This window comes from Paenibacillus phocaeensis (assembly GCF_900021165.1).
GTDB lineage: Bacteria > Bacillota > Bacilli > Paenibacillales > Paenibacillaceae > Fontibacillus > Fontibacillus phocaensis.
Genome location: NZ_FCOQ01000038.1, coordinates 49,193 through 64,610 on the forward strand (window position 1 = coordinate 49,193; position 15,418 = coordinate 64,610).

Here is a 15,418-nt window from a genome sequence, read left to right on the forward strand (position 1 = left end):
CAATGCTTTTATCCGATAAAGCCTTTTGCCGCACTCATCTATAAGGGAAATCCAGGCGGCCCGATTACAACCGGCTTTACGAAAAAAAGTCGATCAGGTGGTTTATGGCAGAAGTTATCCTCATTGAGCTAAATCCAAAACAAAAGACCGGCATCCTCCGGTCCTTACCATAAACTGATTATGAGATTTCTTCCAGGTCGTATTTTTTGATTTTATTGTAAAGGGTGGCGAGGGAGACGCCGAGCATTTGCGCCGCCTGTTTGCGGCCTTCGAGCGTGTTGTCCGTCCGCTTTAGCGCTTGGGCGATCCCCGCGCGTTCCGCTTGTTCGACCGTTTCTTTTAGGCTTCCGCCGCCTTGGCTGGTCGGCCGTCGCTCCGCGTGCTCCTGGCGGATATAATCCGGCAGGTCGCGCGGGGTGATCGTGTTCCCTTCGGCCATGCAGACGGCGTAATCGATCACGTTCTTAAGCTGGCGAACGTTGCCTGGCCAATGATACCGGGCGAACATATCCATCACCTCCGGCTCGACGGCATACGCTACGCCATCCTGGCCATTGGCCCGCGTCTCATGCTTCAGCATAGAATCTACGATCGCCTCGATATCACGGTGCCTGGCGCGCAGTGGCGGCAACTGCAGCATAACCGCGTTAAGCCGGTAAAATAGATCCTCCCGGAACCGCCCCTTCTCCACCATCTGGGCCAAATCCTTGTTGGCCGCAGCGATCACCCGCACATTCACCTCCAGCTCGCTAACGCCGCCCACCCGGCGGATAGTCGATTCCTGCAGCACCCGCAGCAGCTTGGCTTGGATATCGTAAGGCAGCTCCGAAATCTCATCCAGAAACAGCGTGCCCTGATCCGCCAGCTCAAACAGGCCTAGCTTCCCCCCGCGTTTGGCGTTCGTAAAGGCGCCTTCCTCATAGCCGAACAGCTCGCTTTCCAGCAGCGCTTCGGGGATGGCGGCGCAGTTGACGGCCACGAACGGTTTGTCGCTCCGGCCGCTCTCATTGTGAATCGCCTGAGCCAACAGCTCCTTGCCGGTCCCGCTCTCCCCGTAAATCACGACCGAAATCGCGGACCGCGCCACCTTTTTCGCCTTGGCGATCACCGCCTTCAGGTCTCCCTCAGCCCCGATGATCTGCTCGAAGCTGTATTTGGCTTTGCTCAAGCTGGTCATGCCTTGCTGCAGCCGTTTGAGCTCCTTGCTGTTCTTTTCCAGCTTCTTCACCAGCTCATGAACCTCGACGGCGCCTTTGCAGATCGATACCGCTCCTTCCACCCGTCCGTCCAGGACGATCGGGGCCATATCGACGACATACTCGACATTCAGTTCCTTACGCCGCAAGCCGACCACGACCTTATTCTGTTTCATCACCTCCACCAACTGCGCGTTGGGGCGAACAGACAGCAGCGGCTTGCCGACGATGTCCTCTTCGGTCACCCCGGTGATCCGGGTATATTCGGGATTGATGAACAGTACGATGCCTTCCTTGTCAATGACCAGCAGCCCATCCTGAATCGAGCGGAGCAAGGCGAAAAAGTAATCATCCAACGCGCCGGACGGAAACTGTCCCCTTTGATCCCACATAACGCCTCCTTGAATACGGTTTCATCCTATTTTAAAAAAAGAAAGAAGCGCGATCAATGCGCAAACCGCGCTTCTTCTGCCGTTATACGCACGGCACAGCATGTTTCTGAATATACACACGGCAACTCTTTTTAGTCCAACTCGATCTCCATCTCCAAAAACGCCGAGGAAAGGCTTTTGCCGTGCATATCAATCGCCAGCGAACGGGTCACCCCGCCGCCCAACGCCTTGGACATGACAAAGTTTAAAGCATGCAAACGGGGCAACTCATAACGGACCACGCCCCCCTGAACAATATCGCCGAAAAATTCCTGCACCTTCTCCGCGGTGACCTGCGCCTTTACGGCTTCATAATCGGCTTCCTTATACACGATCAGCGAAATGTTGGAGATATCGCCTTTGTCGCCCGTTCGGGAGTGAGCAATTTCACGCAGCTTCATCGTTTATACCTCCTCGTAAAATACCGCAATTTCAACATCCTGGGCCGGCACCAAAACCGACGCAATCGAGACGATCTCTTTGACGCCTGTCCGGGCTCCCCCGCCGCCGGCCGGCCCGTTGGTGTACAGCGCCTCCACCTCATTGCCGATCACGACCGCGTGTTCGCGCCCCAGCGTTCTCCCCGCCACCCGCAAGCGAACTTCGCTTAGTCCGTCAAAATCAGCATTAATCATACGGGAAATTTGATTTCCGTACAATGAATTTACTCCGATGTAATCCACGCGCAGCTCCTGGATCGGCACCTGCAGCAGCTCCAGCCGCTTCGCCACGATGTCTCCGGCCAGCTTGGCCCGTTCGTAAGCTCCGCTGCCGCCGTAGCTCATCTCGCCTTCGCCGATGTAACAATCCTGGTATCCCACGCTCGTCTTATAAAAGCCCGTCTTGGCTTTTCCCTTGGCGCCCGTCACTCTAACCTGGTTCAATCCGATTTCTTCAACGGTCAGCTCCGTAAAATCGGCCACCACATCAGGGGTCAGATAATTGGCCGGGTCGTGGATTTCGTACAGCAGCTGTTCTTTAATCGTATCTTGATTAACCACGCCTCCGGTATTCGGGAGCTTCTCGATCTTAATATTTCCGGCGCTGTCGACCTCGGCGATCGGAAAGCCGATGTTCCACGGTTCCGGCACGTCTTTGTAGCCCGGATCGGCATAGTAGCCTCCGGTAACCTGCGCTCCGCATTCCAGCAGGTGTCCGGCCACCGTCCCGGCGGCCAGCAGGTCGTAATCCTCCATGCTCCAGCCGAATTCATACACGAGCGGGGCGATCGCCAGCGCCGGATCGGCTACGCGGCCGGTGACGACGATATCCGCCCCGTGACCCAGCGCCTCCACGATTCCGGCGGCCCCGATATAGGCGTTGGCCGAGACGATGGAAGAACGCAGGGAACCCAGCTTCTCGCCGGTTTCGATGGTCGGGTAGTCGATATATCGGTCGATGTTGTCCGCGATATCGTCACCGGTCACAGCGGCGATCTTAAGGCCGGTAATGCCGAGGTTCTCGGCGATCTCTTTGATTTTGTTCGCCGCAGATAGCGGGTTGGCCGCTCCCATGTTCGTAATGACTTTCACATTATGCCGCTTGCAAAGGGGCAGCACTTTGACCATCCGGTGCTCCAGCAAATGGTTGTAGCCCTTCGTCGGATCCTTCAATTTCTGTTGCTGCGCGATCGCGATGGTGCGCTCCGCCAAACATTCGAACATGATATAGTCGAGGTTGCCTTTCTCCATCAGCTCCAAGGCCGGTTCCAGACGGTCTCCGGCGTACCCCGCTCCCGCGCCGATACGAATTGCTTTCATTGCTTATCAGTCCTCCACTTTTTTTGTCTTTATATCGATATGGTTCCTGTGATGAGCGCTATCGCGGTGAACACAAGCGACGTGCCCCAAGCCCACTTGAAGGTAAACTTCTGGTGCTCCGCCAGGTCCACCTCGGAGAGGGCGACGAGCAGAAATGTCGACGCCGTCAGCGGGCTAAGCGGAAAGCCAACGGTCATTTGTCCGAAGATGGCGGCCCGCCCGATTTCGATCGGGTCCATCCCGAAGTTGGCCACCGCTTGGGCTAAAATCGGCAGCATCCCGTAATAGAAGGCGTCCGGCGTAAACACCAAACTCAGCGGCATGCTGATGACGGCCAGAATCAGCGGCAGGAACCGCGCCATCGAATCGGGTACGATCGAGACGAGCGAATCGGCCATTGCGGCGATCATCCCCGTGCCGTTCAGGATGCCGGAAAAAATGCCAGCCGCAAAAATCATACTGGTCACAAGCACAATGCTCTTGGCATGCGCGTTCAAACGCGCCGACTGGTCTTTCAGGTTGGGATAATTGACCAGCAGGGCGACGGCAAACCCAATCATAAACAATATCGTATGCGGAAAAATATGCGTCATCAGACCCACGATCAGCAGCACCGTGAACACCGCGTTGAACCAGAACAGCTTGGGACGGCGCATCGCCTTTTGTTCCTCGGTCAATTCATCTTCCATGTTGTAGTTGAAATCAATGACGCCCAGCCGCTTGCGCTCCCGTAAGCCCAGGAAAAAAGCGACCGCCAGCACGTAGATAATCCCGCCGGCCATGGACGGAAGAATCGCGGTGAACATCTGGCTGGCATCGGTTTGCAGCGCGGACATCGCCCGCGCCTGCGTCCCCGACCAGGGAACGAGATGCATCGCCCCTGCCCCCAAAGCGACCACGCAAGGCAAGATCAGCTTGTTGATCCCGATGCGCTTGTAAATCGGCAGGAAGGCGGTGATCGTAATCATGAAGGTCGCGGTCCCGTCACCGTCCAGATGGACGAGCATCGTCACGGCGGCCGTGCCGACGATAATTTTCAGCGGATCGCCTTTGACCGCGGACACCACTTTTTTAATGATAGGATCAAACAGACCGGCATCGGACATCAGCCCGAAGTAGAGAACGGCGAACATGAGCATAATGCCCGTCGGGGCCACCTGGATCACGCCGTTTAAAGTAGCCTCCCCCAGTTGATTCCCAAATCCGCCGATCACCGCGAACAGAACCGGTACGATCACCAGCGCGACAATGACCGAAACTTTCTTGGTCATGATTAAATACAGAAAAAGCGCAATCGTCAAAACACCTAGCAAAGCCAGCATATTCTAACCTCCGGATACAGTCTGTACTAAAAAATAAGCCCCAAGCGCTATACCAGCTCCACGATCGTGGACACGCCCATACCGCCGCCGATACACAGCGTAGCCAGGCCGCGTCCGGCCCCGCGCCGCTTCATCTCGTGCAGCAGCGTTACGAGCACCCGCGCGCCGCTGGCTCCAATCGGATGACCCAATGCCACGGCACCGCCGTTGACGTTCAAGCGGTCCTCCGGAAAGCCCAGCTCGCGAGCCACCGCCAACGCCTGCGCCGCAAACGCCTCATTGGCTTCGATCAGATCAAGGTCGGCTACAGTCAAGCCTGCTTTGGCCAGCGCCTTGCGGGTCGCCGGGATCGGCCCGGTGCCCATGATCGCCGGATCGACGCCGGCGCTCGCGTTGGCGCGGATCACGGCCAGCGGTTTGATGCCGAGCGCCTCGGCCTTGCTTCGGCTCATCAGCACCAGCGCGGCCGCGCCGTCGTTGATGCCCGACGCGTTGCCCGCCGTTACGCTGCCCGCCTCGGTAAAGGCCGGTTTCAGCTTTGCCAGTTTCTCTACTGTAACCCCTTCCCGCGGGCTCTCATCTGTGGCAAAAATCACAGGCTCGCCCCGGCGCTGCGGCACGGATACGGGCACGATCTCCTCGGCGAACACCCCTTTGCGGATGGCCTCGACCGCTTTTTGCTGGCTGCGGGCGGCGTACGCATCCTGCTCCGCGCGGCTGATGCCGTACTTCGCGGCGATGTTTTCCGCCGTGATCCCCATGTGATAACCGCCCATGGAGCAGGTCAATCCGTCGCTCACCATGCTGTCCACCACCGTCCGGTCGCCCATCCGGTACCCTTGGCGCGCTCCGGGCAGCACATAAGGCGCGGTGCTCATCGATTCCATGCCGCCGGCCACTACGATCTCCGCCTCCCCGCTATAGATGGCCTGGGAAGCTAGGTGAACCGCTTTCAACCCGGACCCGCACAACAAGTTCAACGAAGTCGCCGGCACTTCCTGCGGCAATCCCGCCAGCATAGCGGCGCGCCGCGCCGGATTCTGCTTCTCGCCAGCCTGAAGCACGTTCCCCATAAACACTTCATCCACCATGTCCGCGGAAATCCGCGCCCGGCTTACCGCTTCCCTGATTACGGCAGCGCCAAGCTCCGCGGCGTGAACCTCCCCCAGCGCCCCCATAAAAGCTCCAATTGCCGTACGAACGGCGCTGACAATAACTACCTCGTGCAAATCGCTTCCTTCCTTTCGTTCAAGAGATTGTTCTTCCCGCTGGTGAAAACCTGACCCATCGGATTCGTTGCTTAAAGCTGCGGCAAATTAACGGCAAAAGAAGCCGTAGTTTTTGCCTTTACCGTGTCCAGGTCAACCCCGTCCGCCAGTTCGATCAGCTCCAGCCCCCGCTCCGCAAAGCGGAACACGGCCAGCTCCGTGACGATCATGGACACCACGCCGACAGCTGTCAGCGGCAGTGTGCAGCGCTTGACGATTTTCGCCGCGCCGTCCTTGGCGCAATGCTCCATGGCGATGATGACTTTTTTGGCACCGGTGACCAAATCCATCGCCCCGCCCATGCCCGGCACCATTTTTCCGGGAACCATCCAGTTGGCCAGATTGCCCTGCTCATCCACCTCAAGTCCGCCCAACACGGAGACGTCCACATGACCGCCGCGAATCAGCGCAAACGACACGGAGCTGTCAAAATAGCTGCCCCCGGGGCGAAGGCCGGTCGGCTGGCCGCCTGCGTTCACCAGATCCTTGTCCGTCTGTTCGTTCACATCCGTCAGGCCGATAAACCCGTTTTCGGATTGAATTTGGATATCGATCCGCGGGTCCAAAAAGGCGGGGATCAACGTAGGCAGCCCGATGCCGAGATTCACCACATCCCCGTCACGGATTTCCAGCGCCACCCGTTTGGCGATTTTCTGTTTGGCCGTCAGCGCCGCTGTTTCGCTTCCCTTCATTCCCGCTCACCTCCGCATGGCACGATTCTGTCCACCAAAATCCCCGGAGTAACAATGCTGTCCGGGTCCAGCTCGCCGGTCTCCACAATCTGCTCGACTTCCGCAATCACCAGATCCGCGGCCAAGGCCATGATCGGGTTGAAATTGCGCGCCGACTTGCGGAACACCAGATTGCCCGCCCGGTCCGCCTTGTAAGCTTTCAGCAAGGCCACGTCGGCGCGCAACGGGATTTCCAGTAAATATTCCCGGCCGTCCACGGTCACCTTCGGCTTGCCCTCTTCCACCAGGGTGCCGAGTCCTGTTCGGGTCAACACGCCGCCCAAGCCTGCGCCGCCCGCGCGGATCCGTTCGGCCAACGTGCCTTGCGGGGTCAGTTCCACTTCCAGTTCGCCGGCGATCATTTGCCGGCCCGTCTCCGGATTGGTGCCGATATGGGAGGCCACCAGTTTCTTCACCCGACGCTGGACGATCAGCGGTCCGCAGCCTTTATCGACCGTTCCCGTATCGCTGGAGATCAGCGTCAATTGATCCAGCCCGTTGTCCAGGATCGCCCGCACCAACCCCTCGGGGGCGCCGACACCCATGAATCCGCCCATCATGACCGTCATTCCGCTCTTAAGGAATGAAAGCGCCTCGCCAAGCTGAATTACTTTGTCTTTCAACTTTCCTTTCACCTCGTTGCAGCTAAAATGTGTTCCCATTGAATGAACAAGCAAAAACCGTGCCAACCTCCGATGTCAGCGACGGAAAAGCCCGGTATACCAACAAAAAATAAAAATCCGGACACGTGTACCCGGATCAAAAGAACAGGCGGGATTTCTAAACATTTAGAATGGCTCCCGCCCCATCGAGGATGATTGCGGGCTGCGCAAGCATTCCAACTTTTCATAACGAAATCCCAGATATTTAGAAGAAAAGAAAGCAAACGAAGCGTTATCGCTCATTTTTGAATCCAATGTGAACTTTGGCCCGAAAAACTTGATCCCCCTGCCTAAAACAGTAAAGGCTGACTTCTTTTTGCGGCGAAGCGGTGTATCATATTAAAAAAACGCTCCCCGTTATGAATCACCACCGTTATTGGGAAAGGAGTTCTCCCGCGTGCACATCCAAATCCAGACCAAGCCAAACCCATCCGCGCAGTTGAACGTCAATTCGCAAATGCTCCAGACGTTTCGGCTGCTTGCGATGCCGGATGGCGAGTTGGAACGCCTTGTCAGCGAAAAGGCGCAGACCAATCCGTTTATCGAAATCCTGCCGCCGCGTCCAAACGGACGCGCGTCCGCCAGCCTGTTCGGCCAAACCGCCGCAGGTTTGTCCACTGATCTGCTGGGCTATAAGTTGAAAGCGCAAACAACGAGAGAAGAGGCGATCTGGGAGGAGTTAAAATTCGGGGTGGATGATCCTGCCGTGAATAAAGCTCTGCAATTCCTGATCGGAAATTTGGACGAAGCGGGGTACTTGTCCCCGGACATTGACCGCCATGCCGAGCGGGCCGGCATTTCCCGCTCCGCGTTCGCCAGGGCGCTTCGGCTGCTGCAGCGAGAAGGTGCACCCGGGCTCGGCGCCCGTTCATTGCGGGAGTGCCTGGAACTGCAGTTGATTCGCGCTGGCCGGGAAAACTCCTTAGCCTATGTCATGGTACATAGCTATATGGATGAATTGGGGCGGGGAGATCTGCAAGCCATTGCCAAGGAAACCGGAGCTTATCTTGCGCAAGTAGCGGAAAGCCTGGCCTGCATCCGCAAGCTGCAGCCCCGGCCGGGATTCGCATACGGAGACGCCGAGCCCGCTCCGGCGGCAAAGGATATCGCCGCCAGCGTCACATCAGACGGCCGCCGGCTGATCATCGCCTTGCATTCGGTCAAGATCAGCTTGGATGAAATCAGCGGCGAGCTCGACAGCCTCAAAGAGGCGTGCTCCGGCGAGTTAAGGCAGCAAATTGACGAGGCGCGAGCGCTGGCCCAACAACTCGATTACCGCCGTGCGGTGTTGTTAAAAGTAGTAACCGCGATTGTACGGAAGCAGCGGGCTTTTTTTCACGGCGGCATCCATGAACTCAAACCGCTAAAGCTGGAACAAATCGCCCGCAGTACGGGGATGCATCCGTCCACCGTCAGCCGCGCGCTCAAAGACAAATGGCTGGATACGCCCTGGGGCGTTTTCAGCTTCAAATCTTTTTTGGCGGGAGGAATCGAAGCGAAGTCCGGAGACCTGCTTGCCGCCAGCGCGGTCAAGCAAATGATCCGCGAGTTGATCGCGGGCGAGGATACGACTAAACCCCTTTCGGATCAGCTCATCGCCGACCAGCTCCAGGAACGGGGGATCTCCATTTCCAGAAGAACGGTTGCCAAATACCGGACGCAAGCCAAAATCGCTCCGGCCTCGCAGCGTAAAATGAATCTTCATCTCTAAAGTGAAAGCAGATTCCTCTTCTCTTCGCTCGGCATTTTTCTGCTTGCTGCTGATGCATTGAAAAAAGCCTGCAAAATGCAGGCTTTTCCAGTTCTTAGCGTCCTTTAGTCCTTCCGCTCCTTGATCATCTCCAGAAACTCAAGAATGATATCGGAAACGGCATCCTCTTCGGACATATGAATATACTTGCTTATATGCACAATGTCGCCCTTAAACAGCTCGATTAGTTTTAACGTCGACTCCGGATCGTTTTCCCTGGCTTTCTGAAGCAAATTCAGGAACTCATCATCATCCGGGACAATTCTTTGATCATCTTTCGTTTCCATTTGTTCACCCCTTGCTGACTCATATTCAACTCGCGGGCGACTTCCCTCTCGGTTTTGTCCTGCAGATAAATCTTGGAGATGATCGTTTTGCCCGTCGTGGAAGGAAGCGCATTGATCAGCTGTCTCACAACGATTTTGTTATCAGAAGATGAGGTGAAGCAGGTTACGGCCGGCTCGACTCCATTGAATGAACATTCCCGTTTTCTAACGACTCTCGCTCTGTATTGAACCCTCCATGCGATCCGATAAACTTCTTTCCGATATTGCTCGTACACGGTATGTTGTTCCTTCAAAACTACCTCCCCCTTTCATTTTCATCTTCTATGTATAGGGAAATTTTCAGGGGGGTTTCACAACCATAATTATATAGGTGCATATTATTATAACATTTTTTCTATATTTTGGTTGTCGTTAGACGAACTTTTTTTCCCCATATTGTGAAGGGCCCAAAAAAAAGTTCAAGGAGGTAACAATTATGCAGGTCGCGGATATTGTGTCGTTGGTTGCCAATGTAGGTTTTCCGGTCACGCTGTGCTTCATCCTGATCAAATATGTGCTGCAAACCGTCGGCGATAAACTGGGCAACATCGAGGTTACCCTGCAGGCCCTCTCCGAGGAGGTGCAGCGGCTGGATGCCATTCTGGACGAAGATCGGCAGCCCTCCGGATCCTCCGGCAGCAAGGAATCTAGGAAACTGTGAAAATCCCCGCACGGGAGGTTGTACCGCAGAAACGGGTGATAAACACCCCTATTTATATCTATGACGGGCCCGGCAAAGTTAGAACATTTAATGTCAGAAAAAAAAGCCCCATGATGCCCCGCTATCCCTTTCATTCAGGGGATCAGACGGGGCATGAGGCTTTTTGGGTGCCTTGCGGCGGGATGGGTTTCGGCTATGGCTGAGCGAGCCCTTGGTGCATGGCGTTCAGCAGCCGATGCGTCCGGTCGCAGCCATACTCCCAGAACATCATCCCGGCCAGCTTTTGCGCCTTGATGTATTCGCATTTGCTCCGGATGGACATTTCGTCATCGTAAGAGATAAACGTTTGGCCGTCGAACAGGTACGGGGCTTGGGCTTCGTCATCCCAGTAACGGACAAACCCGTTGCGGTCGATATAGTCTGCGGCCAGCGCCGTAAAGTCCGGGCCGTACCCTCCCGGGCCGGGGGACATTTGATACAGCCCGCGGTTAAGATTCGGCACGTCTTTCCACATGCGGGAATAGAACGCCGCGCCGATAACTATTTTCTCCTTGGGCACTCCGGCCCGAACAAACAAGCCAACCGAAGCGTCAACGCTGATGCGGAACAAATCGCCTGTGCCGGTGTACAGATTAGTATGGTGCCCCGTCAGCGTTTGGAAGCCTCCGCGCATGTCGTACGTCATCAACTGGACGAAATCGAGGTAACGCTGGACCTCGGCCATTTCCGTTCCGTCGATGTAATATTGATCTGCCCCGGCGGCAATCGTCAGCCCATAATGGCGGCCGTCCCGTTCGCCTTGCCGGTCCAGCGCTTCCCGCATCGTTCGCAGCAGAAGCGTGAAATTCACTTTATCGTCCGGGCTGGCAGCAATCCCCGCCTCGGCGTAGCAGGGATACTCCCAGTCCAGGTCGATTCCGTCAAGCGCATGCGCTGTGACGGCCCGGACAACGGACTCGGCCATCGCTTGTCGGCCGGCTTCCGTCGAAGCGGCCTCCGAGAAGCCGCCGGCACTCCAGCCGCCTACGGACAGCAAAACCGTCAGTTCAGGATGCTCCCGTTTCAATTCAGGCAGCAGCCCCAAATTTTGCAGATGCGCCGTTTCAATTCGATCGTTTCTCACCTGTCCGAAGGCGATATTCATATGGGTCAGCTTCACCAACTCTTCCTTCGTTAACTCGGGGAGATGGCGATCGCTGACATAACCCGCCACCACATAACTTCGGTTCATTTGGCGCTCCTCCTCCTTCTTCTGCCGCGGCGTCCGGCGCAAACCCGCCTCTCGCCCTATAGTTCGCTTAATATCTGCAGGGCTTCCTTCCCGCTCCCCGGCTTATAACCGGACTGCATGTAACGGATGTTCCCCTCACGGTCCAGCGCAAACAAGTGCGGGAAGCCCCCGCTCCCCAGCGGGATGCCGGCGGCGATCCACCGCTTGAGCGCCGCGTGATCGGGATCGCCCGCGAACACGGTCCCTGACGGCAACCCGGCAGGAAGCGGATCTGGGACGGCAGAGGACGGCAGGCCTACGTCTCCGCCGAGCACAAAGATGACCGGGATGCCCAGGACTTCAAACGTCTCCGCAAGCTCGCCGGTTTCGCGCAGCAGATGCTTCGACGGCTCCCGGTCCGGCTCCAGCCAGGCGATCATCGCGCCGTGGGCTCCATGGCTTAACGCGCCCAGCGTCGTTGCCGTCCCGTCCGCCCGCCAGAGCGGCGTATGCGGATCAGGCGTACCATACACCGGGAGCTGCTGTGAAGGAGCCGGATAAGTCAACGCGACCTCCGTCTCCGTCCGCTCGCCAACCCGGCAGTAGGTCAGCCGCCCCAGCACCGTGCCGTCCTTCAGGCGCACGCCTGAAGTGATCCGGTAATCGCCCGGCTCCACCTCGAACGCCGTCTCGTACACATCCGTTTTGCCGTGGGGATATAGCAGCGTTTTGTAGAACCCGCCCTCCAGCCGGGCGAGGGTGAAATTCTCCATGTACGAGGCCGTCGGCGCGTCGGCACACTTCCCCTCCTCGCGGCGGAGCCGCAGCTTGCCGATGTGGCGGACGGATTCCGCATTCGCTCCCGATTCTTCCCGCTCTGGCCCGATTCCCGCGTCGACCCAAGTTCCGCCCGCATAATACTGCGGGTTTTGCTCGCTGGGATTCAGCCTTGCCGGAATGCCGAAGCTCCGGCATAACGCGACGAACAGGATGTCCAGGGAGGCTTTGTCCCCGATGCGCAGTTGGAATGTGCCCAGCGGCCCCGCTTTTCCGCGCAGGTTCCCCGGCACTTCATGCAGCTCCCAACCTTCGTTCAGCAGCCGGACCACCCGGGAGGGATCCGCTTGGTAACAGGCGGCTTCCGCTTCAGTGAAGCGGGCCTGAAGCGCCTTCCGGTAAGGAGAGAGCATCTCAAACCACACGCGCGGGCACATCACATACGACACGAACAGTTCTTGCTCATACGTATCCTTCCAAGGCAGCGATCCGGTCAAGTGGTCGTCCAGCGTCTCCCGCATCGTGTCGGTCAAATCCTTCTCCCGCAGGCTTTCTAGCAGGAGCAGCGGCCACTCGCCATGTTCCGGGACGCGCGCCTCCAGGAAAGCAGCGATCTCCCGGCTATTGCCGCGAGCGGGCTCCAGCACCTTCCACACCCGCTCCGCCGGCAATTCGAGCCGGGCGGCGAGCTGCTCCGCTTCCGCCTCCGTCAGGAAGGTCTCCTCGTAAGCCCGGCGCAGGGCGGCTCCCTCGGCCACCCGCTGCTCATGCTGCCGCAGTTGCTCCACAGTGAGCGGTTCGGATTCCGGCCCCTCCAGCTCCGGCGGAGGCACCATCTCGAAATCCTCCACCCCTTCCGGCTGCCTCGACAGCATTCCGTTCAACACAACCTCGAATCGGTCGCCGTCGGCGATGCGAAGCTTGCGCTGGCCCCAGACCTCGTTCCGTACGGCGCGGACGATCAGATCACCGCATCCGGTCGTAAACCGGACTTCGCCCCGCTCATCCGCCACCAGCTCCGCCAGCGGGAACAGCTCCGCATAGTTGTACAGCTGGAACTGCACCCTCGCTCCCGCCGCCGGCGTGCCGTCCGGCTCCTTCACTTCCACGGCGATTGTGCGGGTCGGCGCATAATTCGCCAGCAGATTCAGCTCCGCATACGGCCCGGCCTTCACGGTGATCTCCTCCGGTCCGGGATAGCTCGCCGGAACGCGGGTGTGCACCAGCATCGCCCGGCGCGCCGGACCGCTGAACCAGCCCTGGTCCAGGCGGGCCTCCGGCTCGCAAGCGCCGATGTAATGCCACTTGCCGTCGGCCCAAGCCTCGACCCAGGCCTGGTTGTCGTCGCAATGCGCCCCACGCGGCGTGTAGCATTGCCGCGCCGGAANTGGTCCAGGCGGGCCTCCGGCTCGCAAGCGCCGATGTAATGCCACTTGCCGTCGGCCCAAGCCTCGACCCAGGCATGGTTGTCGTCGCAATGCGCCCAACGCGGCGTGTAGCATTGCCGCGCCGGAATGCCGATGCTGCGCAGCGCCGCAACCGCCAGCGTCGATTCTTCGCCGCAGCGGCCGCGCGCGTTGCGGATCATCCCAAGCGGCGACAACGTGCGCAGGTCGCTGCCGATGTAGGTGGCTTTTTCATGGCACCAATAGTTCGCCTCGAGAATCGCCTCCGCCATCGAACACCCCGCCGTCCGCGGCCCGAGCTCCGCATAGATCGCTTCGCGGAAATCCTCCAGGTTCTCGGTGTTCACCCGAGCCGGCAGCACGAAATGCAGGAAGAGAGGGTCCGGCACCCGCTCGCCCCAGGCTGCCCGCTTCCGAACCGCCAGCGCCTGGCGGACGTGAGCCAAGAACAACGCGCCGTCGTAATCGGCCAGATCGTTCAGCGGCATATGCACATACAGGAATTTCAAGGCCCATGTCTCTTCGGCAGTCAACGGACCGTCAAACACGCCAAACAGCGCCTTCTCCCGGCCCCGGCCCAGCTTCCGAATCTCCGCAAACCTGCGTTCAATCTGCTCCAGCTCCTGTTCGCTCAGCGAAAACACCGGTGTCTCCACGCTCATCTACGATCGCTCCTTTCCTTCCCCAACTTGCCGTCTTCCCGAATCCAAAAATACCCCTTCCCGTCCGAAGCGGCTGCGGAAATCTCGAATCTCCCGCCCGCCGCCTCGATCTTCGGCCGGATGTGGAACGTGTCCGCTTCCTCCGGGCCAACGAGCTCGGCGAGCTCCGCGGCAAACCGGCCGAAGCGGGCGTAATGGCTGCGCTGCCGGTAGTACAGGCGGCGCAGCTCCCATTTGACGTATTCGTCCTGCGGTAGCGGGAACCCAGCGGATTCGCTTTCCGCACCATCGGCGCCTTCGTTTGCAAAAACCACATATCCCCACAGCTCGGGATAATGCATGTTCACGATCCCCTGCGGGGACCAGACCCAGTTGTCCTCGGGATAGGGGTTCCCGGTCGCGGGGTTGATTAGCTTGACATACCGGCCATCCTGCACCTCGACCCGCCACTCCACCCGGGAAAAGTTCACCCGCCAGAACTCGCCCGGCGCCGGCGGCCGACCTTCCGGCGCACATTCGCGCAGCGAAGCCCACGGCAGGGCAATCTCCACGCTCCACAGGCGGTTCTTCGCGCCCGGGCGGTTCAGCTCTCCATCGATATAGACCGCGGTGCGCAACCCGCGAATGTCCCAGCCGTTCACCGGCGGGCCGCCGTCACGGTAAGGCTTGACCAGCAGCAAATCCCACACGGTGTTCATCGCGTTGATTTCAAATTCATAATACAAATGGCTGTCGCCGTCCGGATCGATGAAAATTTCAAAATCGTTGTCATGAAAAATCACCGAGTCCCGTTCCGTCAACGTCGCCCAAATTTCATCTTCCTCCATCTCGGCAGCCACGTAGAAACACTCGTCATCCCACAGCATCTTCACTCGCGTCCGTTTGCTCGGCTTCGGCTTCAGATCGCCTTCGATATCAACGAAGTCGTCGGTCCACGCGGCGGCGCTCCAAAACGGCTTGTCAATCCGCCCGTCCAGTGCGGGCGGCGCGGCCGCAGCCCGCTTGCAGACGTAGGTTTTCGGCGCGAACGCGATCGCCGGTTCAGGCACTTCGCTGTAATTCGCCATCGTTCTCTCACCCTTTCTGGATGCAGTAAAGTCTCATCAGCCAACTCTAACGGAACTCAGCGCCGTTATTTCGGAGTAACCTGCCGTTATAAAAAATTTAACGGAACCAATAGACCTTATTGGGCAGGTTTGGATTGAATTCGGCTCATCAACAAGCTAATAACGGCTCTACGTTCCGTTAAAACTTGA

14 protein-coding genes and 1 pseudogene are annotated in these 15,418 nt (G+C 58.2%); 2 read left to right on the forward strand and 13 right to left on the reverse strand.

Annotated elements, in window-relative coordinates; genetic code table 11:
- Nucleotides 1-178 precede the first annotated feature (178 nt).
- The 7 genes from BN3795_RS23755 to atoD form a co-directional block, all read right to left on the reverse strand.
- On the reverse strand, nt 179-1,588 hold the full coding sequence (locus BN3795_RS23755; protein WP_068787152.1) for a sigma-54 interaction domain-containing protein: 1,410 nt from the start codon (nt 1,586-1,588) through the stop codon (nt 179-181).
- 131 nt (nt 1,589-1,719) lie between these two features.
- Nucleotides 1,720-2,028: an AtuA-related protein gene (locus tag BN3795_RS23760; protein WP_068787153.1), complete on the reverse strand. Its 309-nt coding sequence runs from the start codon at nt 2,026-2,028 to the stop codon at nt 1,720-1,722.
- Nucleotides 2,029-2,031: 3 nt separating this feature from the next.
- Nucleotides 2,032-3,387, reverse strand: a complete 1,356-nt coding sequence (locus BN3795_RS23765) for an acyclic terpene utilization AtuA family protein (RefSeq protein ID WP_068787154.1) — start codon at nt 3,385-3,387, stop codon at nt 2,032-2,034.
- 29 nt (nt 3,388-3,416) lie between these two features.
- Complete coding sequence (locus BN3795_RS23770) at nt 3,417-4,709, reverse strand: CitMHS family transporter (RefSeq protein WP_068787155.1); 1,293 nt, start codon at nt 4,707-4,709, stop codon at nt 3,417-3,419.
- Nucleotides 4,710-4,756: 47 nt separating this feature from the next.
- Entirely contained in the window at nt 4,757-5,938 is a 1,182-nt protein-coding gene (locus tag BN3795_RS23775) for an acetyl-CoA C-acetyltransferase (RefSeq protein WP_110945360.1), read from the reverse strand.
- A 71-nt stretch (nt 5,939-6,009) separates the two neighbouring features.
- The gene (locus BN3795_RS23780) at nt 6,010-6,669 is read right to left on the reverse strand and encodes a 3-oxoacid CoA-transferase subunit B (protein ID WP_269800231.1); all 660 of its coding nucleotides are present in this window, start codon (nt 6,667-6,669) and stop codon (nt 6,010-6,012) included.
- A complete protein-coding gene (gene atoD / locus BN3795_RS23785) occupies nt 6,666-7,331 on the reverse strand; it encodes an acetate CoA-transferase subunit alpha (RefSeq protein WP_068787252.1) in 666 nt (221 codons plus the stop codon). Before atoD ends, BN3795_RS23780 begins: the two co-directional genes overlap by 4 nt.
- 436 nt (nt 7,332-7,767) lie before the next feature.
- Here atoD and rpoN point away from each other — a divergent pair, with 436 nt between their 5' ends.
- Complete coding sequence (gene rpoN, locus BN3795_RS23790) at nt 7,768-9,081, forward strand: RNA polymerase factor sigma-54 (RefSeq protein ID WP_068787156.1); 1,314 nt, start codon at nt 7,768-7,770, stop codon at nt 9,079-9,081.
- Nucleotides 9,082-9,185: 104 nt separating this feature from the next.
- Here rpoN and BN3795_RS23795 read toward each other — a convergent pair whose 3' ends face one another.
- Nucleotides 9,186-9,407: a hypothetical protein gene (locus BN3795_RS23795; RefSeq protein WP_068787157.1), complete on the reverse strand. Its 222-nt coding sequence runs from the start codon at nt 9,405-9,407 to the stop codon at nt 9,186-9,188.
- Nucleotides 9,356-9,700, reverse strand: coding sequence for a DUF1492 domain-containing protein (locus tag BN3795_RS23800; protein WP_068787158.1), 345 nt, complete (start codon nt 9,698-9,700; stop codon nt 9,356-9,358). The genes BN3795_RS23795 and BN3795_RS23800 overlap by 52 nt, the downstream gene beginning before the upstream one ends.
- 182 nt (nt 9,701-9,882) lie before the next feature.
- Here BN3795_RS23800 and BN3795_RS23805 point away from each other — a divergent pair, with 182 nt between their 5' ends.
- Nucleotides 9,883-10,107 (forward strand): hypothetical protein, encoded by a 225-nt coding sequence (locus BN3795_RS23805; RefSeq protein ID WP_068787159.1) that lies wholly within the window; start codon nt 9,883-9,885, stop codon nt 10,105-10,107.
- A 193-nt stretch (nt 10,108-10,300) separates the two neighbouring features.
- Here the strand turns inward: BN3795_RS23805 and BN3795_RS23810 are convergent, their stop codons facing one another.
- From BN3795_RS23810 to BN3795_RS23820, 4 genes and pseudogenes are all read right to left on the reverse strand, one after another.
- Nucleotides 10,301-11,338 (reverse strand): glycoside hydrolase family 18 protein, encoded by a 1,038-nt coding sequence (locus tag BN3795_RS23810; protein WP_068787160.1) that lies wholly within the window; start codon nt 11,336-11,338, stop codon nt 10,301-10,303.
- A gap of 56 nt (nt 11,339-11,394) precedes the next feature.
- A complete protein-coding gene (locus tag BN3795_RS23815; RefSeq protein ID WP_198524823.1) occupies nt 11,395-13,323 on the reverse strand; it encodes a transglutaminase domain-containing protein in 1,929 nt (642 codons plus the stop codon).
- 173 nt (nt 13,324-13,496) lie between these two features.
- A pseudogene (locus BN3795_RS25385) lies at nt 13,497-14,162 on the reverse strand (transglutaminase-like domain-containing protein); the annotation flags it as partial.
- Entirely contained in the window at nt 14,159-15,229 is a 1,071-nt protein-coding gene (locus BN3795_RS23820) for a carbohydrate-binding family 9-like protein (RefSeq protein WP_068787161.1), read from the reverse strand. The gene BN3795_RS23820 and the pseudogene BN3795_RS25385, both read right to left, overlap by 4 nt.
- Nucleotides 15,230-15,418 lie beyond the last annotated feature (189 nt).